Annotated in this window: 26 protein-coding genes and 1 tRNA gene; 11 read left to right on the top strand and 16 right to left on the bottom strand. The window is 55.4% G+C overall.

Going from position 1 to position 26,726, the window contains the following annotated elements; translation table 11 throughout:
* Nucleotides 1-84: 84 nt before the first annotated feature.
* Nucleotides 85-291, top strand: a complete 207-nt coding sequence (locus RBB44_RS25540) for a Com family DNA-binding transcriptional regulator (RefSeq protein WP_371932275.1) — start codon at nucleotides 85-87, stop codon at nucleotides 289-291.
* A complete protein-coding gene (locus RBB44_RS17415) occupies nucleotides 242-1,207 on the top strand; it encodes a DNA cytosine methyltransferase (protein ID WP_306148895.1) in 966 nt (321 codons plus the stop codon). The genes RBB44_RS25540 and RBB44_RS17415 overlap by 50 nt, the downstream gene beginning before the upstream one ends.
* A gap of 238 nt (nucleotides 1,208-1,445) precedes the next feature.
* Here the strand turns inward: RBB44_RS17415 and RBB44_RS17410 are convergent.
* Together RBB44_RS17410 and RBB44_RS17405 are read right to left on the bottom strand one after the other, a co-directional pair.
* Nucleotides 1,446-1,522: transfer RNA gene (locus RBB44_RS17410), tRNA-Ile, on the bottom strand.
* 267 nt (nucleotides 1,523-1,789) lie between these two features.
* Nucleotides 1,790-2,620, bottom strand: a complete 831-nt coding sequence (locus tag RBB44_RS17405) for an aspartyl/asparaginyl beta-hydroxylase domain-containing protein (protein WP_008194009.1) — start codon at nucleotides 2,618-2,620, stop codon at nucleotides 1,790-1,792.
* A gap of 228 nt (nucleotides 2,621-2,848) precedes the next feature.
* Here RBB44_RS17405 and RBB44_RS17400 point away from each other — a divergent pair, with 228 nt between their 5' ends.
* A complete protein-coding gene (locus RBB44_RS17400; RefSeq protein WP_306148894.1) occupies nucleotides 2,849-3,916 on the top strand; it encodes an AI-2E family transporter in 1,068 nt (355 codons plus the stop codon).
* A 120-nt stretch (nucleotides 3,917-4,036) separates the two neighbouring features.
* Nucleotides 4,037-4,801 (top strand): SIMPL domain-containing protein, encoded by a 765-nt coding sequence (locus tag RBB44_RS17395; protein WP_306148893.1) that lies wholly within the window; start codon nucleotides 4,037-4,039, stop codon nucleotides 4,799-4,801.
* Between the two features lie 68 nt (nucleotides 4,802-4,869).
* On the opposite strand, the gene RBB44_RS17390 is transcribed toward RBB44_RS17395, so the two are convergent.
* From RBB44_RS17390 to RBB44_RS17375, 4 genes are all read right to left on the bottom strand, one after another.
* Complete coding sequence (locus tag RBB44_RS17390) at nucleotides 4,870-5,718, bottom strand: ABC transporter substrate-binding protein (protein WP_306148892.1); 849 nt, start codon at nucleotides 5,716-5,718, stop codon at nucleotides 4,870-4,872.
* A 328-nt stretch (nucleotides 5,719-6,046) separates the two neighbouring features.
* Nucleotides 6,047-6,811: an ABC transporter substrate-binding protein gene (locus tag RBB44_RS17385; protein ID WP_306148891.1), complete on the bottom strand. Its 765-nt coding sequence runs from the start codon at nucleotides 6,809-6,811 to the stop codon at nucleotides 6,047-6,049.
* A gap of 161 nt (nucleotides 6,812-6,972) precedes the next feature.
* Entirely contained in the window at nucleotides 6,973-8,187 is a 1,215-nt protein-coding gene (locus RBB44_RS17380) for an adenylate/guanylate cyclase domain-containing protein (RefSeq protein ID WP_306148890.1), read from the bottom strand.
* A 129-nt stretch (nucleotides 8,188-8,316) separates the two neighbouring features.
* Nucleotides 8,317-8,904, bottom strand: coding sequence for a GNAT family N-acetyltransferase (locus RBB44_RS17375; protein WP_306148889.1), 588 nt, complete (start codon nucleotides 8,902-8,904; stop codon nucleotides 8,317-8,319).
* A gap of 200 nt (nucleotides 8,905-9,104) precedes the next feature.
* Here RBB44_RS17375 and speD point away from each other — a divergent pair, with 200 nt between their 5' ends.
* The 3 genes from speD (at nucleotide 9,105) to RBB44_RS17360 (ending at nucleotide 10,878) form a co-directional block, all read left to right on the top strand.
* Nucleotides 9,105-9,659, top strand: coding sequence for an adenosylmethionine decarboxylase (gene speD, locus RBB44_RS17370; protein ID WP_050775990.1), 555 nt, complete (start codon nucleotides 9,105-9,107; stop codon nucleotides 9,657-9,659).
* Nucleotides 9,656-10,528 carry a polyamine aminopropyltransferase gene (gene speE, locus RBB44_RS17365; protein WP_306148888.1) on the top strand — a complete coding sequence of 291 codons (873 nt, stop codon included), beginning with the start codon at nucleotides 9,656-9,658 and terminating at the stop codon, nucleotides 10,526-10,528. Before speD ends, speE begins: the two co-directional genes overlap by 4 nt.
* 182 nt (nucleotides 10,529-10,710) lie before the next feature.
* Nucleotides 10,711-10,878 (top strand): hypothetical protein, encoded by a 168-nt coding sequence (locus RBB44_RS17360; RefSeq protein ID WP_306148887.1) that lies wholly within the window; start codon nucleotides 10,711-10,713, stop codon nucleotides 10,876-10,878.
* Between the two features lie 80 nt (nucleotides 10,879-10,958).
* Here the strand turns inward: RBB44_RS17360 and RBB44_RS17355 are convergent, their stop codons facing one another.
* Nucleotides 10,959-12,056 (bottom strand): FAD-binding oxidoreductase, encoded by a 1,098-nt coding sequence (locus RBB44_RS17355; protein ID WP_306148886.1) that lies wholly within the window; start codon nucleotides 12,054-12,056, stop codon nucleotides 10,959-10,961.
* A 179-nt stretch (nucleotides 12,057-12,235) separates the two neighbouring features.
* On the opposite strand from RBB44_RS17355, the gene RBB44_RS17350 reads away from it, so the two are divergent.
* On the top strand, nucleotides 12,236-12,925 hold the full coding sequence (locus RBB44_RS17350) for a dimethylsulfonioproprionate lyase family protein (protein ID WP_306148885.1): 690 nt from the start codon (nucleotides 12,236-12,238) through the stop codon (nucleotides 12,923-12,925).
* A 92-nt stretch (nucleotides 12,926-13,017) separates the two neighbouring features.
* Here RBB44_RS17350 and RBB44_RS17345 read toward each other — a convergent pair whose 3' ends face one another.
* From RBB44_RS17345 to RBB44_RS17330, 4 genes are all read right to left on the bottom strand, one after another.
* Nucleotides 13,018-13,866 (bottom strand): transglutaminase family protein, encoded by an 849-nt coding sequence (locus RBB44_RS17345; RefSeq protein WP_306148884.1) that lies wholly within the window; start codon nucleotides 13,864-13,866, stop codon nucleotides 13,018-13,020.
* A 26-nt stretch (nucleotides 13,867-13,892) separates the two neighbouring features.
* Nucleotides 13,893-14,990: a permease gene (locus RBB44_RS17340; RefSeq protein ID WP_306148883.1), complete on the bottom strand. Its 1,098-nt coding sequence runs from the start codon at nucleotides 14,988-14,990 to the stop codon at nucleotides 13,893-13,895.
* The gene (locus tag RBB44_RS17335) at nucleotides 14,983-15,315 is read right to left on the bottom strand and encodes a helix-turn-helix transcriptional regulator (protein WP_306148882.1); all 333 of its coding nucleotides are present in this window, start codon (nucleotides 15,313-15,315) and stop codon (nucleotides 14,983-14,985) included. Before RBB44_RS17335 ends, RBB44_RS17340 begins: the two co-directional genes overlap by 8 nt.
* Before the next feature lie 171 nt (nucleotides 15,316-15,486).
* Nucleotides 15,487-15,915, bottom strand: a complete 429-nt coding sequence (locus RBB44_RS17330; protein WP_133946143.1) for a ketosteroid isomerase-related protein — start codon at nucleotides 15,913-15,915, stop codon at nucleotides 15,487-15,489.
* Between the two features lie 309 nt (nucleotides 15,916-16,224).
* On the opposite strand from RBB44_RS17330, the gene RBB44_RS17325 reads away from it, so the two are divergent.
* Nucleotides 16,225-16,974, top strand: coding sequence for an ABC transporter substrate-binding protein (locus RBB44_RS17325; RefSeq protein ID WP_306148881.1), 750 nt, complete (start codon nucleotides 16,225-16,227; stop codon nucleotides 16,972-16,974).
* A 177-nt stretch (nucleotides 16,975-17,151) separates the two neighbouring features.
* Nucleotides 17,152-17,886, top strand: coding sequence for an ABC transporter substrate-binding protein (locus RBB44_RS17320; RefSeq protein ID WP_306148880.1), 735 nt, complete (start codon nucleotides 17,152-17,154; stop codon nucleotides 17,884-17,886).
* Nucleotides 17,887-17,912: 26 nt separating this feature from the next.
* Here RBB44_RS17320 and RBB44_RS17315 read toward each other — a convergent pair whose 3' ends face one another.
* The 4 genes from RBB44_RS17315 to RBB44_RS17300 form a co-directional block, all read right to left on the bottom strand.
* Nucleotides 17,913-19,244, bottom strand: a complete 1,332-nt coding sequence (locus RBB44_RS17315; protein ID WP_306148879.1) for a DUF930 domain-containing protein — start codon at nucleotides 19,242-19,244, stop codon at nucleotides 17,913-17,915.
* Nucleotides 19,245-19,353: 109 nt separating this feature from the next.
* Nucleotides 19,354-21,357, bottom strand: coding sequence for an RNA polymerase sigma factor RpoD (rpoD, locus tag RBB44_RS17310; protein WP_133946138.1), 2,004 nt, complete (start codon nucleotides 21,355-21,357; stop codon nucleotides 19,354-19,356).
* Between the two features lie 450 nt (nucleotides 21,358-21,807).
* Nucleotides 21,808-23,757: a DNA primase gene (dnaG, locus tag RBB44_RS17305; RefSeq protein WP_306148878.1), complete on the bottom strand. Its 1,950-nt coding sequence runs from the start codon at nucleotides 23,755-23,757 to the stop codon at nucleotides 21,808-21,810.
* 190 nt (nucleotides 23,758-23,947) lie between these two features.
* Entirely contained in the window at nucleotides 23,948-24,460 is a 513-nt protein-coding gene (locus tag RBB44_RS17300) for a GatB/YqeY domain-containing protein (RefSeq protein ID WP_306149101.1), read from the bottom strand.
* A gap of 245 nt (nucleotides 24,461-24,705) precedes the next feature.
* Here RBB44_RS17300 and carA point away from each other — a divergent pair, with 245 nt between their 5' ends.
* Nucleotides 24,706-25,887 carry a glutamine-hydrolyzing carbamoyl-phosphate synthase small subunit gene (carA, locus tag RBB44_RS17295; RefSeq protein WP_306148877.1) on the top strand — a complete coding sequence of 394 codons (1,182 nt, stop codon included), beginning with the start codon at nucleotides 24,706-24,708 and terminating at the stop codon, nucleotides 25,885-25,887.
* 90 nt (nucleotides 25,888-25,977) lie between these two features.
* Here carA and RBB44_RS17290 read toward each other — a convergent pair whose 3' ends face one another.
* Nucleotides 25,978-26,415 carry a MerR family transcriptional regulator gene (locus RBB44_RS17290; RefSeq protein ID WP_209181437.1) on the bottom strand — a complete coding sequence of 146 codons (438 nt, stop codon included), beginning with the start codon at nucleotides 26,413-26,415 and terminating at the stop codon, nucleotides 25,978-25,980.
* Nucleotides 26,416-26,726 lie beyond the last annotated feature (311 nt).

Here is a 26,726-nt window from a genome sequence, read left to right as displayed (position 1 = left end):
CCCAGCAGTAACTTGAGATAACCGCCGCACCCGCTTGCATCGCGCGATGCCGGCCGAGTATGAGCGATTCTCTCCAAGGTTGAAATGCAGGACATTCGGTGCGGGAGTTGTAACGCCCTGTTATTCAAGACTAGACAAGGCATCATCTCCAACGATATCCAGATCAAGTGCCGCAGGTGCGGTACGCTCAATCATCTGAGGCCTGTTGAGCCCTCCAGCGAACGCCGTGATGCTGATCAGCATGAGCGTCCATCACGGAGATCAACGTGTGGCTCTTCATCCCAGACATGACGGCTTTCCTGCCCAAACTCCCCTCAATGGATTTGCCCTCAAAGGAGTTGCATTGTGCGCAGGCGTTGGCGGCCTGGAGCTCGGCCTCCATATCGCAGAACCCGGATATCAAACTGTTTGTTACGTCGAGCGGGAAGCCTTCGCTGCAAGCACCCTCGTGGCGCGGATGGCAGACAAGGCCCTGGATCCGGCTCCTTTGTGGGACGATGTTACCACCTTCGACGGCAGACCATGGCGTTCGAAAGTTCATCTCGTTACTGGCGGATATCCCTGTCAGCCCTTCTCCTTCGCGGGAAAGAGGAAAGGAGAAGACGATCCGCGCCATCTGTGGCCGCACATCAGGCGCATTGTCGAAGAGGTCGATCCTGAGTGGTGCTTCTTCGAAAACGTCGAAGGACACCTCACCCTGGGAGCCGCCCAGGTGTTCAAAGACCTTCGCGGCTTGGGCTACACAATCAAAGCAGGCATGTTTTCGGCGCTTGAAATTGGTGCGACCCACCTACGGCGACGGCTCTTCATTCTGGCCCACGCCGACAAAGTCCCTTTACTGCAACCGGATCGAACTGGAACTGTCGCAAAAGGGCATGAGGTTCCGGAACGACCCGACACAGAAAGGAGCACAGATCGCACTTGGCAAGGCGGCCCGTCTGTGGACCCAGATGTGGCTCTTGATCCGGAGCTGGAATGCAGTGCCGACGGGCGAAGTGACCTACCCTTGTTCCCGCCCGCTCCATTTGAAGTTGGCCGCTGGTCCGAGATCCTTGCAAGGCATCCTGACCTTCAACCCGAACTTCTCGGACTGGATCATGGGGTGGCCGATCGGATGGACCGATCCGATGCGGCCGGTAACGGGGTGGTCAGCCTGGCTGCAGCGCATGCGTGGAAGGTGTTAAAGGCTACACATATGACGCTGTAAATGGCGATTTTAAGGGGTTTAAAGGGTCTTTAAGCGCTGTTCAGAAGATGACCTGAAATAAGCTAGAAGGTATCAAACAAGCCGAGATTTGAGCCCCTTTGCCGCCCAGCGCACCCGAAATCACGAGAAAAACTGAAAATTCCAGATCGTTGTGTCAAAAATTCCAGTTTTGGGTGGCGAGCTACAGTCTGACTGCCTTTCCCGAAGGGCTCACCGAGAGAGATGTGCTGGAGAAAAATGGTGGGCCCGGAGGGACTCGAACCCCCAACCAATCCGTTATGAGCGGACGGCTCTAACCAGTTGAGCTACAGGCCCACGAGGGCGGCCAAAGATGATTTGGCACACGCCCTGATTTGCTAACTACACGAAAGGCCCCGGCCTCTCAAGCGGTTTCCAGCCTCCTCAACAACGCAGTGTTTGCGTGACCCAAAGCGCAGCTTCTTTGCACCTGTACCCGCACACTCATCAGGCAAAAACTTCATTCCGAAAGCGCAGCACGGCGGTTGAACGGCCGCTCTTCAAACAGGAAAGGCCGCACCGGCAGAAAACCGGCACGGCCCTAACTAATTTGACCTCAGGAAGTTACTCGCCAGCAGCGGGTGCGGCGCCGTCCTGTTTCTTGTTCAGCATGTCCCAGTTCTTGTAGAAAACCCGGTTGATGCCTGAAAGAAGCACGTTGAAGATCTTCACGCAGACATTTTGAAGACCGGTGAACGCGCTCGGGCGCAGGACATCGACGAACACGCAGGCACGCAGGCCGTCTTCGCCATTGACCGAGCGGTGCTGGATCGTGTCGTCAAAGATGAACAGCGGATCGTCGTGCCAGAAATGCTTCTCGCCGTTCACCTCGATGAACACCTCATCGCTCTGGCGGGTGGTCATGTTGTAGAGAAGACGGATGGTCAGGCGGAGCGGACCGAAATGGAGGGACGTCTTCTCCTGACCATTGAACAGGGATACACCGATCGTCTTGATGTATTTGAAGTCGCGATTGAACTCAGGGATCGACTGATCGCCCTGTTCGTCATACCAGCGATAAAAAACCATGCCGCGGCGCTTGTCGCCCATGCGGGCCTTCAAGTCGGTGAGGATTTCATCCTGGCGATCCTTGAAGACCTGAAGCATCTCTTCGATTTCAGCGCGCTCCTCATCAGGAAACTCGCTCAGCTGCATGCGGTAATGATGACGCTTGGAGATCAAATCAAACAGCAGGTTCACCGGTGACAGCACCCAGGTCAGAAGGCCGTTGCCGGAGAAGTACTTGGCGATCAGCGCACTGTCGAACCGCTTGTGGCGGGCAAAGTCGATCAAGCCGCACACAATGAAGATCCCTGCAATCCACGGCACGAGCCAAAACAAAATGGCCAGTGGAATGATCACGCGCAGCAAGCGGCGAACAGCTTTGGAATTCATCGACGACCTCTTGTTATTGCGCCTCCGGAAGCGGGAAGCAAAAAGCGCCGCACAATGTCACGTCCTGACTGTGCACGCAAGAACGGGAAACTGCTCATTTCCGCGGTTTGGTCCACTCCCGAGGATGTCCATTTTCTACCATCAGAACCGGACTTTCAATGGCCCTCGGAGCGGGGTACGGTCGGGCGAAAGAATCTGCAATGCCAATCAGTTTGGCGGGACCTTCGCATGCGCTCACCCCTGTTGACCCTGACCCTTACCGTCTTCCTGATTTCCATGGTTGGCTGGCTTCTGGTGGTCGGGCGGTCCTTGCTTCTGCCGTTCATCATCGCAATCATCGTCTGGTACATGATCAACGCACTGTCGAACGTATACCGGCGGATCGGCTACGGGAATTTTCATCTGCCCGGGCTTGTGGCGTTTCCCCTCGCCCTACTGACAATCTTTAGTGTCAGCACGTTTGTTCTGGACATTGTCGCCGTCAACCTTACCCAGCTCGCCCAGGATGCGCCAGCCTATCAACGGCGGCTGGAAGAGCTGTTCATGCAGGCAGCGGATCTGTTCCATCTCAACGACCCGGTGGAACTGCGGGACCTTTTCCCGGACTCAGTGGTGCCAAGGATGGTGACTGCGGGAGCAAGTGTGGTGACCGCAATTGCGGGGTCTGCGAGCCTTGTTTTTATCTATGTGCTGTTCCTGCTGCTTGAGCAGTCCACCTTCGACCGGAAGTTCGAGAAGCTGTTCGCGACACCGGAGCGGGCGAAAGCCGCTTTTGCGATCCGCGCGGAAATCAATTCCTCCCTGATGCATTATTTCACCATCAAAACCGCTGTGTCTGTCGCAACTGGCGTCCTCACAAGCCTAGTTCTTATTGCAATCGGCTTACCGTACGCGGCCCTCTTCGGGTTCATCGCCTTTGTCCTGAATTACATCCCGACGATCGGGTCTTTGATCGGCGTGATTTTCCCGAGCCTTCTGGCGATCGTCTATTACGACACCCTTGGCCCATTCCTGATCATCGCGACGGGCCTTGGACTAATCCAGTTTTCCATTGGCAATCTGATCGAACCCCGGCTGATGGGGGCAAACCTGAACCTGTCCGGATTGGTGATCATGTTATCTCTGGCGCTTTGGGGCGCGATCTGGGGTGTGGTCGGGATGGTGCTGTGTGTGCCGCTGACGGTGATGATCGTGATCGTGTGTTCCAAAATCGAGGCAGCAAGGCCTGTTGCGGTGCTGCTTTCCGAAAACGGCGAGATCGGCGATCTGCCCGCCGCCACTCAGCCGGGCAGCTGATCCCTTATTCGAAGGGCACGGACTAGATGAATGCCAGCTGAACCACGTGGCCTTACCCCTGCCCTATTGGCGGTTCACCTCTGGAACAGTTTTTGAATATCGTTCAAAGGAATAAGACCCATGCAGCAGTTCATTCAGTCGAGCATTGGCAAGCTGCCAAAAGTTTCAAGAAACGCCTTCATCGCCGCCGCTTTTACGGTGGCATCATTCGCCGCCGCTCCTGGCTATGCTGATGAGACCGCGGCCCTCACCGGGACAATCACAATGGACGGCCGCGGAACAGTCTCTGTCGCCCCGGACATGGCGGTGATCACCGCAAGGGTGGTCACGATCTCAAAGACGGCAGCTGATGCTCTGTCCGGAAACACTACCGATCTCGCCAAGGTGATCGAGAAGATCAAAGCCGCCGGAATTGAGGCCAAGGACATTCAGACAAGCGGCTTTGCGATCTATCCGCGATATGAGCGCATCACGGACAACTCAAACCGCCAGCCAGACATCACCGGTTATGAGGTGCGTAACGGAGTGGAAATCAATGTCCGCGACCTGACCAAACTGGGCGACCTCCTGACAGGTGTCGTCGACAGCGGCGCGAACTCAGTCGACGGCATCCGCTTTCAGGTGAGCGACCCGGACGAGAAACTCGATGAGGCTCGCAAGCGCGCGGTCCAGGAAGCAAAACACAAAGCAAGCATTTTTGCAGAAGCGGCCGGTGTTGAACTCGGCGGTATTGTCTCAATTTCAGAAACCGGCATTCAGATGCCCCGGCCGGTCATGATGCGCGCAGAAGGCATGATGATGGCCAAGGCCGATGCTGTTCCGATCGAGGCAGGGGAAGAAACCATTTCTGCCTCGGTCATCATTCAATGGCAGATTGCGAACTAGTCAACACCATCAATCGCAGGGGCATTCATTGCCCTTGCGCCATTTTATGGCTCGGGTGTCATTGAGGTTCAGCCAGTGGTATCGAGAGCATCGTTTTTGGCGGAAAAGCCTTCTTCCGGATCGTATATGAGCGGAATGCCCAGCTTTTGACTCCACTGTTCTGCCACCTTGTGAAGTGCGTCGCCGTTCTTCAGCTCATCAAATGCGTCTTGCCACTTTTGCAGAAGTTGCGAGTCAGTGCCATTCGACACCATGAGATAAGAGGGGGAGCGTCTATGAATGAACACCGGTTCCACTGCAGACGGCAGCATGTCGATTTCCTGCAACACGGTTGATGCCTGCAGCTGGGAGGTAATCCAGACATGTACCCTGCCAGCCAAAAGCATCCGGGCACATGTTTCCTGATCATCCGCTTCGACAGTATCGATGCCTGCTTCCTGAAGCAATTTGACCTGCCAGGATCCTCGAACCCCAACTGCGGTCAAACCCTGCGAACGGGCGTCTTCCAGGCTCTTGATCTTGATAGCGGTGTCTTTCTTGGCAAGCAGCCCATGTGTCCACATCACGGCCGGCGCGATGAACGTGAAGCCCATCTCTTCCCGTTCAGGTGTCTTGGCCGCGGTAAACAGCAAAATGTTCGGCTCGGACTGCGCAATTTTGTAACCCCGCGCCCAAGGGATGACCTCGATCGGTGTCGACAGACCGAGCTTCTCTTTTATGGCTTCGATGATTGCGACGGTCAGACCCGTTGGCTGTCCTTCCTCATCCAAGTAGTTGGATGGCGGCCACGGCGACGTCACAAGCCTCAGTTCCTGAGAGATTGCTGGTGACCCCATCAATAAAACGCCGATCCACAGGCCAAGCAGCGCGAGGATTAATGTATTGGCACTCAAAGATTTCTTGGCAACTCTCGCCATTCTTTTTCTCGTTTCGCCCGCACTCAGCCGTTCACCGCAAACAAATACGGCTCAACTTTCCGACAAGTGTCGGGCCATTCGCTCAATAAAGGGTTTAAATTCGGCACACGTGTTGGTGATCAATGGCGGCTGGATGAACGTCCAGATCCGTTGATGGGCTTTGTTCCGCTGCACATACCGAAGCCGCCTCTGCTATCAGACGAACAGCAGGCGAAAAACATTGTCTTTTTAGACTATATGCTCTGCTAGTTTTTGAATTTGGGCCAGAAGAACAACGCGTCCCAATGCTGTTCGCATTGGGACGCGTTTAATCGTAGCCCATTCGGGCTTACTTGTACTTCGCCGTGATGGTGTCGAATTCGCCGGAGTCTTTCATCGCCTGCATTTGCTCGCTGAAAGCCGTTACGAACTCTTCCGGCACGCTCTTCTTGCTGAACATGATGTAGGATGCATCGGAAGAGATGATGACATTTGACGCCACGACTTTGTCACCAAACCCCAACCGCTTGATATCCTCCGACACCACGAACACTTCACCCAGTGTCGCATCGATGCGTCCAGCAGCAAGCTTCTTCAGATTGGATTCCTGGCTGTCGGTGTCATCGATCTGACTGGCATATTTATCCTTCAGATCATTGAAATCGCCACCATAGGCATATTCTCGGATGGTCCCGAGCTTGCCGCCCTTTTCGAAGAAGTCAGCCAGAGAGCTGTACGCCCCTTCTTTGCCAGCGGGCACGAACAGGACTTCCTGTGCATCAACATAGGGACTGCTGAAATGCGCGAAGGCCTCGCGCTCTTCCGTCTTGGAAACCGGGGAGGCAATATCGACATTGCCGTCTTCCAGCCCTTTCAGATGGCGGGCCCAAGGGAGCGCCTGGGTTTCCAATCCGCATCCGAGCTTGTCGAGCACAACGGCGATGACTTCAAAGTCCATTCCGCTGACTTCGTTGCCCTCGACCTTCTGATACGGCCGGTAATCACTGGCGCCTGCGATCAAAGTCCCGCCACGGGGGCATTCTGTCGCGGACGCCTGCCCTGCCAGCATACAAACGGCGACACCGGCCCCGGCAAACATTTTCCAATTGATCATCTTCATAGTCCTCCAACACTTCATGGAGGCGGAAATTCCGCATTGGAACAGCCTCAGCATGGATTGGGAAACGATAAAGACAAACAATGATCACAGTATTAAATAGAATAAATACTAGAAATGTAATTATTACATTAGAATATATTACAATCGAATTATCATTATTGTTTGAAAATTGAATTACCGTACGTATTCAAAATACCAAAAACACCAACTTTCTCGTTCACTCCTTTCAATTCTGCGGAACCCAATTTTTCCATCTCCACATTGAGCCGGCCTGCCACATCTTCTGAAAATAAAACCTGCCGGCCCCATTGCCGGCACAATCCTTCCAGACGAGATGCCAGATTTACGGCGGAACCGAGTACCGTAAAGTCTATCCGCCGTGATGATCCGATATTGCCGTAAAGAACTTCCCCAAAATGCAGACCGATCCCGAAGGTGAGATCAAGTGGCGGCTCTGCGTCCTGGGCGAACTGCAGTGCGGTTTGAGCTGCTTCCAGAGCGTTCGCGCATACGGCACGATCGTCGACTTGACCATCCTCAGTCGGAAAGATCGCAAGCACACCGTCTCCGATGAACTTCAGGATTTCACCGCCCTTGCCTTCCACTGCCTCGGCAATGATTTCAAAGTACCGGTTGGCGCGGCCCAACGCCTCTTCCGCGGACAGACGCATGTTCAAACCGGTCCAATCCCGGATGTCGCTGACCATAATGGCGGCATGAATGCGCTCGATATCGCCCCGCCTTATCCGGCCATCGAGCACCATTTGACCGGTTCGCCGCCCGAGATACGCTTCCGCTATGGCTGCCGAAGTATCGCGGAACCGATAGACCTCGACGATCGGGGCCAAAGCCGCCCCAATCCTAGTAAAAGCCACAACATCGGCGTCCGACAGACCGCCGCTGCAATCGGTGGTCACGACAAAAATCGCGCCCCTATCGTCAGAAAAGCGCAGCGGCAGTGCAAGGTAATCCGTCGCGCCGCGGGCTTTCAGCTCATGCAAGACGTTATGGTCCTGATCTCCGAGTTCATTGCTCAAACGCCGCCGGTAAGGTGTTCGTGTCTGTGAAACTATTTGCATGGGACTGCCGATGTAGGCGGGTCGTTGCTCAAGGCCGTGGGCGGACTCGACCCGCCGTGATCCGCCGGGTTCACGTTCCCAAGCCGAACCGACAGCGGTTGTGAGTGGATGCAGGGTGCGCATCACCAGCCGCAACCGCCAGACCGGCGCCCCCGCTTCCAGGAGTTGGCCACCCAAACTTTGAAGCAAGCTGTGCAGGTCCTTTTCGAAACGCCCCTGCTCCAGCAGCCAGTCCCGGATCTCGCGCGGGTCCCATGTCAATTTACTAGCTTCATCTGCCGTATCACCCACAAAAGGACCTCCCCAATCTTTGAGCCTGCGCGGCTTACAAGTAAGACTGCATCATAGCCAGGATCTCCCGCGGTCAATCACTGACATATGTCGATGGTTGCTCTTGGCAGTTGCTGGATCGGCCAAACGTCAGAACCGCCGATGCCAAACCTGCATGGGTTTGTCGGTTTCTTCACTTTCACCGACGTCTTGCCATGGGAAGGCTACCATCACGCCCTCCAGCTTTGCATAACCGCGCTTTGTCCAGAACGAATCCAGCGGCCGGTAGTCCGCCGGTTTCATCGGATGATCATCCGGGCGCACGACTGCACAAAAGACAGCCTCATCAAAACCCAACTCCTTTGCATGGGCTTCTCGTTCGTCAAAGAAGAGATGACCAATTCCTCGCCCGCGATACGTTGGGTCCAGGACCGATTCAGCCATGTAAAACAACTTGTCCGGATCGAAGCCCTTTGCGCGCAGCGGGGCCTGGAAAGCCTCGTATTCTCCGCCAAGCGGCTCTCCTGTCGCCGCCCCGACCAAGCGGTCGCCAACATAGGCGCCAACAATCACTGCGTCTTCCGTCTCCGCATACCGACCCAAATACTTTTCTTCGTAGTCCAGCGAGCCCTCATAAAGATACGGCCAGGCCCGAAAAACCGATATGCGCAGCTGAGCCAACGCACCCAAAGTTTTTTTCAGTTCTTCGCCAGTTAATCGCCGGATCTCAATTGCCATTGCTAACGCCCTCAAATCGCGGAATGTTTTTTCACCGATCCGTTCTATCGTAGTGCATCACATAGCAGAGCTGCACAATCCGCAGCAATTTTTTGCGATCACCCCATTGAGATTCAAAGACAATATCTGTAAGGAGGGCGCTCCGGAAATAGGGGCCAAGGCCCTCCACCGGGGACATCTGCTGGTTTGGGAGAGCGATCATGAAAAGCAACGCCCTCTTCGAACTGGGGATGGACTTGGAGGCTCGCGTAGCAGAAGACGCCATCAGCGTTGCCGAGCCAAGAAGCACCACCCAGAAGGAAGAAAACGTTTCGACCGCGGCCTCTGTGTATTCAGACGACCGCCTGGATCACTTCATTGAAAAAGAAGGGGTCCACTGCGCTGGTGCGCATTTGATTATTGACCTCTACGATGCTGAACGCATTGATGATCTCGCCTATATGGAAGAGACCATGCGCGCGTGTGTCGAAGAGGCCGGAGCAACCTTGTTGCACATTCACCTGCACCCCTTCGAGCCAACCGGTGTGTCAGGCGTTGCGGTGCTAGCGGAAAGCCATATCTCCGTTCACACATGGCCGGAAGCTGGCTATGCCGCCTTTGACGTCTTCATGTGCGGAGATGCACAGCCCGAGAAGTGCGTTGAAGTGCTGCGCAAGGCTTTCAAGCCGGGCAAGACTGCTGTTTCCGAGCTGCTGCGCGGGCGTGAGGTGGCGAACCAGCTGTCAAAACCGCATGCTCTGGATGCGGCAGAATGAGCAACGGTCTGGTCTTCAACGAAACGCTCCATCCGGGCGTTCAGGTCAGCTACACCTGCGACGAGATCCTCTATCAGGAAAAGACAGAGCACCAGGATCTGGTGCTCTTTTCCAATCCTGTGTTTGGAAAGATCTTGATGCTCGACGGGGTGACGCAGGTCACCACGCGGGACGAATTCATCTACCATGAGATGATGTCCCATGTGCCGATCATCGCCCACGGCGCGGCAAAGTCTGTTCTGATCGTTGGCGGCGGTGATTGCGGCTTGGCCGAAGAAGTTCTGAAGCACGCAAGCGTGGAAAGCCTCGTTCAGGTCGAGATCGACAAGTCGGTCGTTGACTTCTCCGAAGAGCATTTTGCCGACTTCAACACGGGTGTTCTGGAAAATCCGCGGTTTGAGCTGGTGATTGAAGACGGCCTGAAATTTGCCGCTGAAACAGACCGGCGTTTTGATGTCGTGATCGTCGACAGCACCGACCCGCACGGCCCGGGTGCTGTCCTCTTCTCAGAAGAGTTCTATCGCGACATTCACCGTATCCTGACCCCGGGCGGGGTCCTGGTGACGCAAAACGGCGTGCCGTTTTTGCAAAGAGACGAACTTGTCACCAGTGTTGAGCGGTTCTCCCGCATCTTCAAGGACGCAACGGCCTATATCGCAGCGATCCCGACCTATTTCGGTGGTCACATGACCCTTGGCTGGGCCTCCGACAATCCGGAGCTGCGCAAGCAGGCCGTGTCGGTCCTTGAGGAGCGTTTCAAGGCAGCAGGTTTCGACACCCGGTATTACACACCCGATGTCCATGCAGCCTCTTTCGCACTTCCAAAGTTTATCCTCGACGCAGTCGAAGAAGGTCGGGCAAAAGCTTAGGTCGGCCCTATTTGTTGCGCTGATCTTCAAAAAAGCGGGCTTCAAGCCCGCTTTTTTGCTTTGCAGCCGGAAACTTCTATTCATAACAAGACGTTCACGGATTGGACATGCGCTTCTCATCTTTGGTCAACACCTAACAAGAAACGGCACATCCGCCGTATCATTGAAAGGGAGTGATAGAGATGAGCAAGAAACACATCCAACCCAACGCCCAGGATCTGATGATCCGAGCAATGAACAACCAGCAGACTTGGTTCAAGTCGCTGTTTTCAGACCCTCAAAAGGGTAGAAACCGGCCAGAAAAGGCAACTGCAGAACGCTATCTGCTGCACTCCGGACATCTGCTTTAAGGGCTGAAACACATACCGGGCAAAGCACTTGATGCTCTCCCGGTTTGTTTCATTGAGTGCTCACACCTTCACGCAGACCGTCAATCCCTGGCTTCCAGCCAGATACGGGCCGTGTCCATGTCGCTCGATTGAAACCCATCTGCGAGTTTTTGCCCGACAACGGCCCCAAACTTGTAGCCATGCCCGGAACATGCGGAGACGACCGTCACCTTGCCCTCGGTTGTGCAGAAAAAATGCTCGTCCGAGGTAAAGGTGTAAGCGCAGGTCACAACATCATCGACCTTGTATTCCTTGATCCGGCCGAACGGCGGCGCGAAGTAGTCGCGCAAGGTTTCCCCCTCGCCGTCTTTGGCATCCCGGTCCTGATCGGGTTCTGCGGTGTATTTGTGAATACCCGCTCCGAATTTGAGGCCCGTTCCCGGGACTGGCGGGAGAACATAGCCGTCGATGGTTCCACCGGGATCGAGGATCGCGGGACCGGCAGCCCACGCCGCCTTTAAGTCTTCTGGCGGCGTGAGATACACAACTGCCGTCCTGTAGGTGGTGAGGCTTGTTTTGAACTTTGGAAACAGGCCAAGCGTCCAGGCTCCGGCCGTGACAATCACATGATCTGCACGAAGGACAGATCCATCAGCGACTGTCACAGATCCAGCGTCCGGGTCGACCGATATAACCCGCGTGTTCTCGCGGATGTCAGCTCCTGTTTCTTGGAGCCAATCTCGCAGATCACTGGCAATTTTCTGGCACAGCAGAACACCGCCCTCGTCGCTATAAGCGCCCCAGCGGATCGTATCTGCATCAATGAACGGAAAGCGCGCGGCAGTCTCCGTGGCACTCATGTCATCAAAGGGGTAACCGCCGTCGATCAGACCCGTGCGGTACTCATCGCCGCCGTCCCCTTCGACCTGGGAAAGCAGCAGAAAGCCGGTCTCTACCAAGTGCTTTTGGCCAATGTCCGCCCACATTTCGTCCCAGGCTGCGTATGCGTCACCGATCCGGCGCTGATACCCGCCATGCCCACCATAGGCCCGGCGGATGATCCTGTGCTGATCGCCGGAAGCCGACAAAGGATTGGGGATTGGGCCCTGTTCAATCAGCGTGACGGACACGCCGCGTTTGGTGAGGGCCCAGGCGGTAGATAGACCGGATATTCCGGCCCCGACAATTATGACAGACATGAAGACTTCCCAAGATATGCGGCGCGCAGGTTAGCTGGCCATACGCCAAGCGCAATATGTGATTTTCCGGAATTCGTGCATGCCGGATATGTGTTTGTGATTGCCGCCGTGACAAAAGCCTCTACTTTGCCACGCGGACACACTGCAGCGCCTCCATTTTGGCGAGAGGAGATCGCACCTTGCTGGAAATTGAAAAGAGCGAATCGGAGACCTTGGCACACCGCCGGCTGTCGGATTATCCCGACTGGGGCTACCTCCTCCGGGAATATTATGAGGTCTATCGCTTTTTGTCCTCCGGCGGCAGTGACCGCATCCGGGCGCATCAGCGTGCTGTCCGCGAGGCGATTTCCCGCGTCATAAAATCAAATGCCGAACTTCGTTTCGATGCCCCGGCCCACAAACCGGTGACAGCCCATCTGAAACGGGCTTTGGACGAAGGACGCCTAGAACGAACGGCCACTTTGATCCGCTCCATTGAATCCGTGCAGGACCAGCTGACTTGGCAATACGGCTACGAGAAGGTCCCGCGCGGGCTCGACAAGAAATACGCTTATGCCGAACTTTGCGGTCCCAACGGACCAATCCTGACGACTGAGGTGATCCTGGGGTTGGTTCTCTTTGCCCCGAATTGCACCTATCCGGCGCATTCACATGACGGAATTTCAGAGAGTTACATCTGCCTTTCCGGCGCCGTTTCTGAAAACCATCAGGGCGTTTATGCGCCGGGATCCATGATCTTCAACCCGCCTGAACATGCGCACCGCATAACGGTGTCCAAAACAGAACCGGCCCTGTTGGCCTACGCATGGACCGGCCCGCAGGACAAGCTGGCAGGTCAGAAAATGGTTTTCAGCCGGAAGCGCAGTTAAGAAGCAAGATCGGCGTTGCCCCTCAAGAATAGCGCAACGCCGCCCACTTTGCTGTTCCGGATTTGATCCGGGACTTTGGCCGGATTTACCGGTTAAGCCGCAACAGCTTCATCGGCAATTGAACATCGAATATCGAGATCCGCGCTTGCCAGCTTGCCGTCTGAGGAAATCCAGGCTGGTTCGCCGAGAAGCTTGGTCTCATGGATGCCGAGCGTTGGGAAACTGAGGCCCATGGAATGCGCGGTCGCCACACGGTGCCCCGGTTTGGGATTGAGACCGCAGCAGATCTCCCGAGTTCCAAGTTTCAAATGGTGTGCAATGTCCCACTCCAGAACCAGGCCCTCGTACCGTGTCACCACCCAGCAGTGACCATCAACGCAGGTCCCGTTCTTTTCTTCCGGAAAGAAGTAGCCGTAGACATATCCGGCCTCGAGCCCTGCAGCCCGTAGACACGCAATCAGGTACGTGTTGATGTCAACGCAGGACCCTTCCGTCAGACCGCAGGAGATATACGGCACTTCATCGAGGCCATCATTGAAGCGCACCTCCGGATGTCCGTATTGAAACTTTTCTGCAACCGCATTTACGATCGCCTCAATGGCCGCGTGACCGTCTTTTGAGCTGTCAACGAGCCCGCGCACATCGTCAACAAGCTCGTTGGCCGCGCGCGTGAACCGGTTCAACCGGGGCTGAAACATCGGCTCCGGATAACCCGAACCGCCATCTGCATAGGCATAAGATACGGTTACCGGCTTTCCGTCTTCCGGTGAAATCAGAGCTGCCATCTGCCCCGTTGAGACTTCTCCGCTCAGTTCAACAGCGCCACCTTCCACCTTGAAAGAAATGGGTGTCTGGTGCGGGGTTGGAATTCCGGTCGGCACCAACAGTTTTCGGCCGTGTTCCTGGTCAGGTTGAATAGTTACATTCACAAAGATGGACATGGTGCCCCCTCAAGTCCGAAATCTGATTAGACGATCATCTGGAACAAAAGCCCCGACAGAACCGCACCGGTGAAACCAAGTCCAAGGTAGGTTGCGAAGACTGGCGGCTTGACCAGCGACCACACCGCAGCCATTGCCGGAATGGAGCTGACAGCACCTGCGATCATGAAGGCCATCGCAGCGCCTGCGCCCATGCCCTGGTCCATCAGACCTGCAAGCAGCGGCGGAGCCACATAGCTGTTGAGGTAGGCCGGCATACCGACCAAAGCGGAAATGACAATGGTGCCAACACCTTCACCGCCAACAACACGCGCAATCATGTCCGCTGGCACATAGATGACCAGCAATGCCTCAAGCACATAAGCCAGGGCCAGCCACTTCACGAGGAACAAAGCATTTGCCTTGAGCTCGGTCCCGAACGTACTTGTGCGCTCACTCTCTTTCCAGAATTGCCAGACTGGCCGGCCTGTCTTTGGCGATGTCCCACAGCCACAGCCAGAGACAGACGATCCGACACGCACCGGATCTGAAAACAGGCCTGAGCGGATGGCAAATGCCACCAACGCGCCGCCAAACAAACCAAGGGCCACTGCGAAGACCGCCTTCCCGATGGCAAACTCCCAGCCAAGTGCACCCGCTGTAATCAAAAGCGTCGGCGGATCGATTAGAGGCGATGACAGCCAGAACGCCATAATGGCCGAAAGCGGAGCACCGACCGCCAGAAGGCCGGCAATGAATGGGATCACTTCACATGAACAGAAAGGAGCCAGCCCGCCAAACAAAGCCGCCAGGACGATCGCCTGCGTTTCCCGCCCTTCAAAGGCTTTGCCCACATAGGATTCTGCTCCGGCCGCTTTCAGCCACGCAATCAACAGGACCGCGAACGCGATGTAGGGCAAGGTGCCGAGGAACGCCTGAATGGCAAAGCTCACGAACGGCACGAATTGAACTTGGTCGAGGACCAGGACCAGAACTGGAACGGTCACAACAATTGCCCAGGGCGATAGGATATAGTCCCGCCCTGGAAACCGTTTAAAGGACCACGTTTGTTTTGCCGCGCCTTGGCCATCAGTGCCGGATGCGCAGCAGCTTGTGTTTTGCGCTACGTCTACGGTCTCAGTCATTTGCCGCTTTCCTTTCAACGCCAAGAAAGAAGGACTTGCCCTCTTCCGCGCAACATTCTTTCAAGATGTATCCAGCCAGCAGTTCCAGCCGCTCGAAAGCGGCACGGTTGATCACCGACCGGCCGTCTTTTTCCTGAACCACCAGGTCTGCAGATGCGAGAAACTTCAGATGATGCGCCAGCGTGGACGCGGCCATGCCGGTGCGAGTTTGAATGTCACCGACACTCAAACCTTCCCGCCCTGCCCGGACCAAGGTCAACAACACTTGCAGCCGGGCTTCCGAGCCCAGCGCCGCAAAGCCTTGCGCGGCTTCTTCCAGAACCATGACACACCTCGTCCCTGTCAGCGCAATCAATATAACTATAATTCTAGTTATATAGTTTTTTGAAGCGCGTCAAGAGTGTCCTGAGGCAAACGGCACACAGCTCGATCTCACGAGCCTACGGTTTGAAGTTCAGCAAACACCCTGCGACGTGGAAGACATCAGAGATTGATGTTACGAGGCTTCCTTGGCCTCACCTCCCACTTGGGCAATCCAATCCTGGAGATTGTAGTAGGTGGTGATGCGAGCGATCTGGCCGTCGCGAATTTCAAAGAAACTACCCGCAGGAAGCGCATAGGTCTGGCCGTCGGCCTCCGGCAATCCTTCATCGGTCGCGATATACGTGCCGTGAACAATGAATTCGGCAGCCGCTCGCGTGCCCTCCTCGTTCACAAACAGAACGATATCCGTCAGGCGCTCTTTGTAACAGCGGGTCATGTGAACGTTGAACGACCAAAAGGCGTCCTTACCCAGCCGTCGCTCACCCTGATTGACATCATGGATCAAATCCTCGGCGACCAAGCTTTCCATCTTCTTGGTGTCACCGGCATTAAATGCAGCGAAATACGTGTCGATCAGAAAACGCGATTGCTTGTTTGGCATTGGAACTCAACAGGTTGGTGTTGTTTGGTTGAAAGGAGTGTGCCGTCCAACGCTGCCGGGGACAAGACCGCACAGCGGCCCTGGTGTACGGAACCTAACCAAAATCATGACAATCAGTCTAAAGGTGCGATCGATCTTTCAAAGCGGTAGCCCTTGGATCAGAAGGGCCAGCCTGCTGCACAAAACACTACAATTCAAAAGTTGCGCACAAACAAAATACAAGCAATATATTTTGAATTACTTTTTAGCATTTGATTACAAATCAAATTTACCCTAGGAAAGAAGAGGTGAGACAAAAAGATAAACACCATGACAATTAAAGCGTTGAGAGCTTTTGCTTTATTGATCCTGTTGGCGTTAATCGCACTGCCGGCAAAGGCAGAGCACATCACTATCGTCACCGAACACCTGCCCCCGTATAATTATTTGGAAGATGGCGAAGCGCGCGGCATGTCGACAGAGGTCGTGCAAGCTGCCTTGGATGCCGCCGGACATACGTCAGAAATCAGATTCATGCCCTGGGCCCGGGCCTACCAGATCGCTTTAACGAAACCCAACACACTGGTCTATTCCATCGCAAGAACGGCGGAACGCGAGGCGTTGTTTGCCTGGGTCGGAGAAATCGCGCCCTTCGGTGCGTCTTTGTATCAACGCGCGGACCAACCGGTGATCAAATTAACCCAGCTAAGTGATGCCAGGTTATTACAGGTTGGTGTCTACCGGGGCGATGCCAAGGAGGCCGTTTTGCGAAAAAACGGCTTTCAAAATCTGCAAACAACCGAAGATGATCATCTAAACCTGCGCAAGCTGATGCTGGGGCGCATCGACCTCATCGCGATCGATGACAGTGTGATTGGCCCCCTCCTCGCGGAAGAAGGCATTGCCTCAAACAAAGTCCGCAGGACGCTGGGAATCGACGAAGTCAGCGGGCACCTCTATATGGCCTTTCACAAGGAAACGGATCCTGATCTTGTGATGTCTGTGCAGCGCGGCCTTGAACTCATCAAGGAAAACGGACAGTACGAACAGATCCTGAACCAATACCTTCTGATCAATTGAGCTGGCTCGATTCGACCAAAACTCTGGCGACCGGCAATACTCGGTTCGTCCACCATGCTGGCGGCATTGCCTTTGTCACTTTCAACCGGCTGTGCAATCTCTCTTGCCTGCACTTATTGTGGCGTGTTGGATTTCCTCGTGTATTCTTCAAAGCAGTAAAACCACTCGGAGCGTATCTTGAAACTGGCATTCCTAGCTGCGCTGTACATCTCATTCGCGTTTACCGCCAAAGCGGAAACGCTGGAAATCGTCACAGAGCATCTGCCGCCGTTCAACTATCTGGATGATGGCGTTCCGAAGGGGATTGGGACAGAAGTGGTCGAGGCTGTCTTGAAAGAAACAGGCCGCGCGGCTCCGATCCAGTTCTTGCCTTGGGCGCGCAGTTATCAGATGGCATTGCAGACGCCTGGCACCTTGATCTACTCGATCCTCAGAACTCCGGATCGTGAGAACAAATTCGCCTGGGTTGGCCAGATCGCACCTTATGGGGTTTCTCTCTATCAACTGGTCCATGACAACGCCCCAAAGCTTACATCCCTGGAAGATGCACGGCCTCTGAGGATCGGTGTCTATTTTGGTGACGCGAAAGGCGAGTTTCTTCAAGCCAACGGTTTTACCAACCTGTCTTCCGTTGAAAACGACAGGCTAAACCTCCGCAAATTGATGCTAAAACGCATAGACCTGATGATCATTGATGACGCTGTCATCAAGGAACTCATCGAACTTGAGGATGTGGATCCAAGAAAAATCCGCCGTGCGCTGCCGATTCAAGAGCTGAGCGGTTACGCTTATATGGCTTTTCAGAAAGACACGGATCCAAAGCTTGTCGAAGAATTTCAGCGCGGGCTGGCAAAAGTCAAAGAGACCGGCGTTTTTGATGCCATCCTTGAAGAATACTATCTAATCAACTGACACCTTATACTCGTTTCGTCCGATAATCAGAAGATCGGAAATCCGCGGCTGCGCCATTGTGATCGCGGCACGGGTGACCCGACCCGCAGGCTGAAGCTTTCAACACGCGTAATCGCGCGATCCACCTGGCAGCGGAAATCGACATTGTGCCACGTGCCGAACGTTCGGAACGCCGCACCGCTTGGCCTCAACACCGTTAGACCCGGAGGCGTTTGAAACGTCGGTAGGAGATCTGGCAGGATTGGCGGATTTTGTGCCTGTAGTTGCGCTCGCAGCTCCGTTGCGCACAAAAGGTTCAACCGCTCACTGTCCGACATGCCGCGCATGGCAGTCCGCACACGCCCATCTGCGAGCAGGTCGCCTGACAACAGTGTGCGGGCTGGTCGCAACGCTTCACCACGCGGGGCAGAAGATGTCACTCCCGCCGGCACAGGCGGTTTCGTCCGCGGGATCGCGGCAACAACCGTTTGTGCTTCCGCACCCTCCGGCTCACCTCCAACCGGTTCGTCCAGTGTCGTCTCAGGTGTTGCCTCAGGAGGCGTTGGCAGCTCCTCCGGCTCCTCAGTTGCACCGGCCTCTACGGGCTCAGCAGTCTCGTCTTCGTCTAAGGCTTCAGTTTGCTCGGGGCCAGGGTCGGCCGGCTCGGGGGCAGCGTCTTCCGGTTCCCCAACTGGTTCAGAAGTCTCCCCGGCCTCGACAGGCAGAGGCGTTTCGATCTCGGGCGCGTCCAACTCCCGCTCGTCGAGCGCGGCCTCGTCGACTTCGGCATCTTCAACTGGCGTTTCTGGCTCTGGCTCTGGCTCTGGCTCTGGCTCTGGCTCTGGCTCTGGCTCTGAAGCATCTGCCGTTTCAATCGGCGTGTCTTCTAAATTCGGCTCTTCCAGGTTGGTTTCTGCCTGTTGCGGCTCTCCCAACTCGCTGCCTTCGGGCGCTGTATCTTCATCGCCAAATTCAATGACGGGCTGTAAAACAGGGATCTCCGGGAGTTCCGGGTTTTCCTCAGGTCCCTCAGGCTGCACGTCTTCTTCTGGCTCCTGCTCGGCCTCTTCTTCTTGAGGCTCTTCAGGTGCCGGCTCTTCTTCCTCGACCGGAGGCTCTTCCTCGGCAGCTTCTTCTTGTGGCGCCTCCTCTTCCTCCAAGGGTACGGGCTCCGGCGAAACCGGCTCTGGAAGTGTCACCAGCTCCACCTCAACCGACTCCACTCCCTCAGGTGGCCGGAGTCCTTGAAATCCGCCAACCAGAAGCAGCGCCGCCAGACCGTGAAAGACCAGGGACACGACGACCCCGGTTGCAAACCCGATGCGGGGGGCAACTTCGGGCGTTTCGGGACGCTTTTCCGGAATTTCGAGAATGGTCAAACGGTTCGCCTTGCCCTGCCCGGCAAACGGGCGCGCTCAATCTTTCGCTTCTTATCAAAAAACCCGGCAGAAATGTGCCGGGTTTTCATCAAGTTATCGCGAAGGCCGATCAGCTGTCGAGGAATGACCGCAGCTTACGAGACCGGCTCGGGTGCTTCAGCTTCCGGAGCGCCTTAGCCTCGATCTGACGGATACGTTCACGGGTCACCGAGAACTGCTGCCCAACCTCTTCCAGTGTGTGGTCGGTGTTCATGCCGATGCCAAACCGCATCCGAAGGACGCGTTCTTCACGCGGCGTGAGCGACGCCAGAACGCGGGTCGTGGTTTCACGCAGGTTCGATTGGATCGCTGCATCAATTGGTAGAACAGCGTTCTTGTCCTCGATGAAGTCGCCGAGATGCGAATCTTCCTCGTCACCAATCGGTGTTTCGAGCGAGATCGGCTCCTTGGCAATTTTTAGAACCTTCCGGACTTTTTCCAACGGCATCTGAAGCTTTTCAGCCAGCTCTTCCGGGGTCGGCTCACGGCCGATCTCGTGGAGCATCTGGCGCGAGGTCCGAACGATCTTGTTGATCGTCTCGATCATGTGCACCGGAATACGGATCGTCCGGGCCTGGTCGGCAATCGAACGCGTGATTGCCTGCCGGATCCACCAGGTCGCATAGGTCGAGAACTTGTAACCGCGGCGGTATTCGAACTTGTCGACAGCCTTCATCAGGCCAATGTTGCCTTCCTGAATGAGATCAAGGAACTGCAGACCGCGGTTGGTGTACTTTTTCGCAATGGAAATAACGAGGCGCAGGTTCGCTTCGACCATTTCCTTCTTGGCGATCCGCGCTTCGCGCTCACCCTTTTGCACCATCGCAACAATACGGCGGAATTCGGTGATCTCAAGGCCCGTCTCGGTTGCCAACGTCTGGATTTCGTGGCGCAGCTCGCGGACGTTTTCCTTTTCCTTGGCGATGAAGTTCTTCCAGCCGCGGGTCGACAGGTTCGCAACCTTGCGCAGCCAGTTCGGATCAAGCTCCGCGCCCTGGTATTGCTTCAGGAAGTCCTGACGGTCGACATTGTAGCTGTCCGCCAGACGCAGAAGACGGCCTTCATAGCCCATCAAGCGCTTGTTGATGTCGTAGAGTTGAGCGACCAGAGCATCGATGCGGTTCTGGTTGAGCGACAGGCTCTTCACGTCGACGACAATGTCTTCTTTCAGCTTCTTGTAGCGGCGCTCCTGGCTCGGAGACAGGGTCTTGTTGGCCAACTTGTTCTCGACAAGCTGGTCCTGCAGACGACGCAGCTTTTTATAGTCATCAGCGATGCGGTCGAAAGTTTCGAGAACCTGCGGCTTCAGCTCAGCTTCCATCGCAGAGAGCGAAACGTTGGACTCGAACTCGTCGTCGTCGTCCTCACCGTCGCCTTCGCCATCTTCGTTTTCTGTGTTTTCGGACGGGCCGCCAGCCTGGTTCTCAGAACCACCCTCGCTTTCTTCCGCATCCGGATCATCATCATTGTCGCCAGTCGGCCCGGCTTTGGCATCCGGGCCAGCGTATGTGGCTTCCAGATCGATGATGTCACGCAGGAGAACCTGCGCTTCATTGAGTTCGTCACGCCAGATGATAATGGCCTGGAACGTGAGCGGGCTCTCGCAAAGGCCAGCGATCATCGCCTCACGGCCAGCTTCGATCCGCTTGGCAATCGCGATCTCGCCTTCGCGTGACAAAAGCTCAACAGAGCCCATTTCGCGCAGGTACATGCGAACCGGGTCATCTGTCCGGTCTGCAGGTTCCTTGCCTGTCGTTGTTTTGGCAACTGCAGAGGATTTGGCTGCAACCAGCTCGCCGCCGTCAACCTCTTCCGGTCCGTCTTCCGCTTCTTCGGCCTCGATCACATTGATGCCCATGTCCGAGAACATCGACATAATGTCTTCGATCTTTTCCGAAGAGTTTTGATCGGACGGAAGAACTTCGTTGAGTTCATCGTATGTCACATAGCCGCGTTTTTTCGCGGCCTTAATCATCTTTTTGACAGCAGCATCCGACAAATCCAGCAACGGGCCATCGGCATTGTCCGCGCCCTGTTCTTGATTGTCGTCAGCTTGTGTCGCTTTGGCTACCATATCGTGCTCCAATTCACGGCCTTGGATCGGCCGCGCCGCGCCCTGTTTGGCTCAAACCCGCATTCCCGGCGCGCCAGCACTGCTGCGGCGGCTGCCAGACGAATCAACTTGTTCTGCAGGTTGTAAGCCGTGTCCCTTAAGTCCCAATTAACTGCTCACTTATCGACAATGTCATTAATTGCATCGACAATGCACGCAGTACCCGGTTTCGCGACCGCACGTGCGTTCGCGTTTTTCTGTTTCAGCGGCTTGCAGCTTTGTTCTGACTATTGGCCGTCAGCAGCTTGAAGGCTGAGGCTCGCGAAGGCTGCAAAACCTCTATTTAGCTCGACGCGCACGATTCGCAAGTGTGATTCGGCAGTGGTCAATAAGTTTTCGGTATTTTCCGCTGCATTTTGTGCGCTTTTCCGGACCAAAACCCAGAGCCGGTAGCCAACGTCAGAAAATACGTTATCCCGCCGCGACTTGGCTTGCGCCCCCAGCATCTCCGTTAGACCGGATTTTCTTGGCTCTTTCGGCGAGTTCCCCTTCCTCACGAGCGCACTCTTCCCTGCGTCGGGTGAGGTCCTGTGTCAAAGCCTGTATCCGCTGCCACGCAAGCTCGTCGATCTGATCATCCGCAGCATTGAGCTCAGACTGCAACTCTTCTTCCAGTGCGTTCAATTCCAAGACGTCAAGGAAGTGCAAGAACGCCGCCTCGACAAAGTCTTCGGGCGGGTTGGTTTTTAGCAACGGGAAACGGTGATTGAGTGCATAAAACTCGGCTTGTTTTTGTTCTTGAAGGCCAATGGTCTCAAGCACCATCTCGTGCATCACGTCGCGCAATGGATCATCAAACGACGCGATCAAATCGGAAATGGCTGCGGTTTCGAGATCATCGACGATGCGGCAAAGGGCATCGCGGACACCAATGTGCAGTTCATTGACCAGAGGCAGGCCAGAGACACGCTCGAAGTTGCGATCAAGCAAATCCGGGAACCGCATACAAAGGCCCAAAACAAGCCGCTCGGTTCCGAAGTCATCACTGACGGCTACCCGCTCGCGCGCGAGACCGATAACGTTGGCGGACGGATCTGCGCCTGGCTTCTTTCCGCCCTTCCGGTCCTTGCGGGAGAGCTCGAAAAAGAGATTAGAGAGCTTGAACTTCAGATCGAGCTGGTATCGCCGTTTGACCCGATCGTCCCGGATGGTGCCAATCAGGTCATCAAACCGTTTTTCCAAAGCCGCCTTGCGCTCCGGCGTATCCAACCGTGCAACTGAGATCTCCCGATCCCAAACAACATCAAACAGGTTTCGGGACTTTTCAGCCTCGGCCCAAAAGCCCTCAACTCCGCGCTGTTTGACCAAGTCATCCGGGTCCATACCGTCCGGCAGGAAGTTGAACTGGAAAGAGTAGCCACTTTTGAGAACCGGAAAAATCCGATCAATCGCGCGGTGCGCTGCTGATATCCCGGCGGCATCCCCGTCAAAACAGACCATGGGTTCGGGCGCAAAACGCCACAGACGCAGGATCTGATCTTCTGTAAAAGCGGTTCCGAGCGAGGCAACAACATGACGAATGCCTGCTTGATACAGGGCAATCGCATCCATGTAGCCCTCAACAACAAGCGCTTGGCCGGATTTGAACGCAGGTTCCCGTGCCCTGTGGGCGTTGAACAGCATTGTCCCTTTATGAAAAAGCGGCGTTTCCGGCGAATTGAGGTATTTGGGTTGCCCATCCGGCAACATGGTTCTGCCGCCAAACGCAACCACCCGGCCACGATCATCCTGGATCGGGATCATAAGCCGGCCACGAAACCGGTCATAGGATGGGCGCGCATCATCGGGCTTGATCAACAAACCCGCCTCGATCATCGCTGGCTCTTCAACGCCGCGGCCCTTCAGGTGCGACTTCAAGGCGTCCCGGCTGTCGGGTGCAAAGCCGAACCGGAACTCGCGCAGCGTTTCCGGCGTTAACCCTCGTTTTTGCACATAGGCCCGCGCGCCCTCGCCACGCGGTCCCTTGAATTGAGCCTCAAAAAACTGAGCGGCCATTTCACAGATATCAGCAAGACTTGCCCGCTTTTGTTCCCGGCGAGCAGCTTGCGGGTCAGGGGCCGGCAAGGCCACCCCCGCCTGGTCGGCCAAACGCTCAACGGCCTCCGGGAAACTCAGGCCCTCGGTCTCAATGACAAACTTGAAATGATCGCCGGAAGCACCGCACCCGAAGCACTTGTAGCGGTTGCGCCGATCATCAACGTGGAAACTGGGTGTCGTTTCTTGATGGAATGGGCAGCATGCCCAATAGTCGCCCTTCCCCGGCTGGGTCTTCCTGCGGTCCCACGTGACCCGCCGTGCCACGATTTCCGAAAGTGGCAATCGGGTTCGAATTTCATCAAGAAGGCGCGGCTCAAATCGCATGAAGGGAACGGTATCCGTGTGAATAAATCGCAGCAAGCAAGGCGATCTCAAACCGCCTGGCTGCCTTACACCTCAAAATAGGGTTTATTGGCTGGCTTCGCTACCGGATTGAAAGGGCCAAAGTGTTCTGGGGATGATTTGTGCGAAACCCAACCAGCATTTCTCTGCAGCCAGTCCGCGGGCCTCCCGCTCAGTTTGCGCTTTTGCCGTCTGCTTCACCGGCCTGTTCACTGCCGGCGTTATCGTTATTGCCGTTCCGCAGCATGTCCCGCATGACACAGGAGGCCTGCACAAAGTCCATCTGGCCAGGATAGCGGGATTTCAGCTCACTCATACATCTGCCGATGTCCCGCAACCCGTGAGCTTCAATTTCCCGCACGGTTTCCTCGCAAGCCGACCGCACTTCGTCTTCACTCAGTTGTTCGGGCAAGAACTCCCGGATGATCGCTTGTTCGCTGCGCTCTTGTTCGGCGAGCTCCAACTTGCCGCTGTTTTCGAAATCAGCAGCCGATTCATCGCGCTGACGGACCATTTTCTGAAGGATATCAATCACTTCATCCTCATTGATCCCGTCTTTGCCGTTTTCCCGGGCAGCACTTTCCCGGTCTTTGACAGCCGTCTGAACGAGCCGAAGCGTGGCGCAGCGTCGTTTGTCACCGGCATCTTGTGCAGCCCTTAAGGCCGAGTTGATTCTGTCTCGCATCACATCGCGCATGGTTTGCCCCACCCCTGCCGTATAAACGGGTCAGTGTGCTTTACACCCACCAGTTCATTTTAGCCAAGCAATTGAATTTCAAAGATCTTTTTTCATAGGATCAATGTTGACGATCCTGCCCGCTTCCCATAGAGTCCCGCGCTTAATGCAGACGGCCAGATGCAAGGATTTCCTTCGCTCCGATCGCCTTTCCTGCAGTGCATGATGTCACCATCAAACTCTGGATACAAGACATGACGACTGCAGACGCATGGTCTGACACCCCGGCGACCGCCCTGCTTGTGCTCTCCGACGGCAGCGTGATCGAAGGATACGGCCTCGGCGCAACCGGCCAAGCGGTTGGAGAAATTTGCTTTAACACCGCGATGACCGGTTATCAGGAGATCCTCACGGACCCGTCCTATTCTGGCCAGATCATCACCTTCACGTTTCCTCACATCGGCAATGTCGGCACCAACGGCGAAGACATTGAAACCGTCAATATGGCCGCAGACAGCGGCATCCGCGGCACTGTCCTTGCCGCCTCGATCACAGATCCAGCCAATTACCGCGCTGCGCAGCATCTCGATGCCTGGCTCAAAAGCCGCAACATCATCGGCATCAGCGGTGTCGACACCCGCGCGCTCACAGCGTTGATCCGCGAAAAAGGCGTCCCGAACGGCGTCATTGCCCATGATCCGGACGGCAACTTTGATCTGGATAACTTGAAATTGGCTGCCGCCAACTGGCCCGGCCTTGTCGGCATGGACCTCGCCAAAGACGTATCCACCACCCAAACACACCAATGGTCACAAAAGACATGGGCTTGGGACGAAGGATATCTGAATGCGGACGGCGGCAAGTTCAAGGTGGTTGCTCTCGATTTCGGCATCAAGCGCAACATTCTCCGTCTCCTGACTGACGCTGGATGTGACGTGACTGTTCTGCCGGCCAACGCGACCTCAGAAGATATCCTGGCTCACAAGCCTGACGGTGTCTTCCTTTCCAACGGCCCTGGCGATCCAGCTGCAACAGGTGAGTATGCCGTAGGTACGATCAAATCCGTGATCGATGCCGGGCTGCCGGTGTTCGGGATTTGCCTCGGCCATCAGATGCTCGCACTAGCACTTGGCGGCAAGACCATCAAGATGCACCAGGGTCACCATGGCGCGAACCATCCGGTACTGGATCAAACATCCGGTAAAGTGGAAATCACGTCCATGAACCATGGCTTTGCGGTTGATGCAGAAAGCCTGCCGGACAACGTGCAGCAGACCCATGTGTCGCTGTTCGACGGCTCCAACTGCGGTTTGGCGATGAAAGACAAGCCGGTCTTTTCTGTTCAGTACCACCCGGAAGCCTCTCCCGGCCCGCGGGACAGCCGCTACCTCTTCAAGCGCTTTACCGACCTTATGGAAACCGCCAAGGCCGCTTAAGCCTGATCGGCGTAAACATAGTGTCTGGAAAAAACAAAACGGCAGCCGAAATGGCTGCCGTTTTTCGTCAGAGATGCATCTGATTTGCGTTTAGCCACGCAACTGAGCAAACGCTCCCAAGATCTGGTCGACTTCTGCGATCTGCTCGTCCAGCATCTGCTTCTGTTCCAGCAGAATCTCTTGTTGGGAAAGGCAAATGCTTTGAAGCTCGGCAAATTGCTCTTGACGCGGCGTGCCGCCTTCAACCAGAGCAATCACGCGGCGAATTTCAACAAGGGTAAGGCCAATTTTCTTGGCTTGCAGGATAACACGCATGCGGGAAACATCACGCGCCCCATAGAACCGGCGCGCACCCTTGCGAACCGGATGCAACAACCCTTTTTCTTCGTAAAAGCGGAGTGTGCGGAGCGTGACGCCAAACTTTTCCGACATTTCGGAAATGGCCAGCGGACGGTCGTCTTGCGGAATTTCAGTATCCGGACCCGCGATATCCGGAACAACCACCATATTCGTAGCTATCTTATTCATAGTCTCTTGCCCGATCTTTTTATTTTTCTCAGTCGTATAACAGGCTCTGAATCGCACCAGTAGCACCGGATCCCACCAACCGGGCGCTGGCTAAAAACGCGTTTCAGACGAGCTCCAATGCACAACCCAGTGTGTTGAACAACGAAAGCTTACCTGCGGACGTCCGAGATTAAGCACGCCAAGCCTTACACCTATTCCATAGAAAAAATCTAGACTAAATCACGGAAACACGCATTTTTTCGCAGAGTACGTGTCATATAATTACCGTAAACATACGGCGTTTTCCGATGTATACATGTATTTTTTAGATA

It is taken from the genome of Roseibium sp. MMSF_3247 (genome assembly GCF_030733765.1).
Taxonomy (GTDB): domain Bacteria; phylum Pseudomonadota; class Alphaproteobacteria; order Rhizobiales; family Stappiaceae; genus Roseibium.
This window is presented reverse-complemented; position numbering and strand designations above follow the sequence as displayed.

Bases quoted from the DNA above. Each gene is read 5' to 3' on its own strand.
- RBB44_RS25540 (WP_371932275.1), top strand. From the start codon at position 85: ATGCAGGACATTCGGTGCGGGAGTTGTAACGCCCTGTTATTCAAGACT.
- RBB44_RS17415 (WP_306148895.1), top strand. From the start codon at position 242: ATGAGCGTCCATCACGGAGATCAACGTGTGGCTCTTCATCCCAGACAT.
- RBB44_RS17405 (WP_008194009.1), bottom strand. From the start codon at position 2,620: ATGAATTCCAAAGCTGTTCGCCGCTTGCTGCGCGTGATCATTCCACTG.
- RBB44_RS17400 (WP_306148894.1), top strand. From the start codon at position 2,849: ATGCGCTCACCCCTGTTGACCCTGACCCTTACCGTCTTCCTGATTTCC.
- RBB44_RS17395 (WP_306148893.1), top strand. From the start codon at position 4,037: ATGCAGCAGTTCATTCAGTCGAGCATTGGCAAGCTGCCAAAAGTTTCA.
- RBB44_RS17390 (WP_306148892.1), bottom strand. From the start codon at position 5,718: ATGGCGAGAGTTGCCAAGAAATCTTTGAGTGCCAATACATTAATCCTC.
- RBB44_RS17385 (WP_306148891.1), bottom strand. From the start codon at position 6,811: ATGATCAATTGGAAAATGTTTGCCGGGGCCGGTGTCGCCGTTTGTATG.
- RBB44_RS17375 (WP_306148889.1), bottom strand. From the start codon at position 8,904: ATGGCAATTGAGATCCGGCGATTAACTGGCGAAGAACTGAAAAAAACT.
- speD (WP_050775990.1), top strand. From the start codon at position 9,105: ATGAAAAGCAACGCCCTCTTCGAACTGGGGATGGACTTGGAGGCTCGC.
- speE (WP_306148888.1), top strand. From the start codon at position 9,656: ATGAGCAACGGTCTGGTCTTCAACGAAACGCTCCATCCGGGCGTTCAG.
- RBB44_RS17360 (WP_306148887.1), top strand. From the start codon at position 10,711: ATGAGCAAGAAACACATCCAACCCAACGCCCAGGATCTGATGATCCGA.
- RBB44_RS17355 (WP_306148886.1), bottom strand. From the start codon at position 12,056: ATGTCTGTCATAATTGTCGGGGCCGGAATATCCGGTCTATCTACCGCC.
- RBB44_RS17345 (WP_306148884.1), bottom strand. From the start codon at position 13,866: ATGTCCATCTTTGTGAATGTAACTATTCAACCTGACCAGGAACACGGC.
- RBB44_RS17340 (WP_306148883.1), bottom strand. From the start codon at position 14,990: ATGACTGAGACCGTAGACGTAGCGCAAAACACAAGCTGCTGCGCATCC.
- RBB44_RS17335 (WP_306148882.1), bottom strand. From the start codon at position 15,315: ATGGTTCTGGAAGAAGCCGCGCAAGGCTTTGCGGCGCTGGGCTCGGAA.
- RBB44_RS17330 (WP_133946143.1), bottom strand. From the start codon at position 15,915: ATGCCAAACAAGCAATCGCGTTTTCTGATCGACACGTATTTCGCTGCA.
- RBB44_RS17325 (WP_306148881.1), top strand. From the start codon at position 16,225: ATGACAATTAAAGCGTTGAGAGCTTTTGCTTTATTGATCCTGTTGGCG.
- rpoD (WP_133946138.1), bottom strand. From the start codon at position 21,357: ATGGTAGCCAAAGCGACACAAGCTGACGACAATCAAGAACAGGGCGCG.
- dnaG (WP_306148878.1), bottom strand. From the start codon at position 23,757: ATGCGATTTGAGCCGCGCCTTCTTGATGAAATTCGAACCCGATTGCCA.
- RBB44_RS17300 (WP_306149101.1), bottom strand. From the start codon at position 24,460: ATGCGAGACAGAATCAACTCGGCCTTAAGGGCTGCACAAGATGCCGGT.
- carA (WP_306148877.1), top strand. From the start codon at position 24,706: ATGACGACTGCAGACGCATGGTCTGACACCCCGGCGACCGCCCTGCTT.
- RBB44_RS17290 (WP_209181437.1), bottom strand. From the start codon at position 26,415: ATGAATAAGATAGCTACGAATATGGTGGTTGTTCCGGATATCGCGGGT.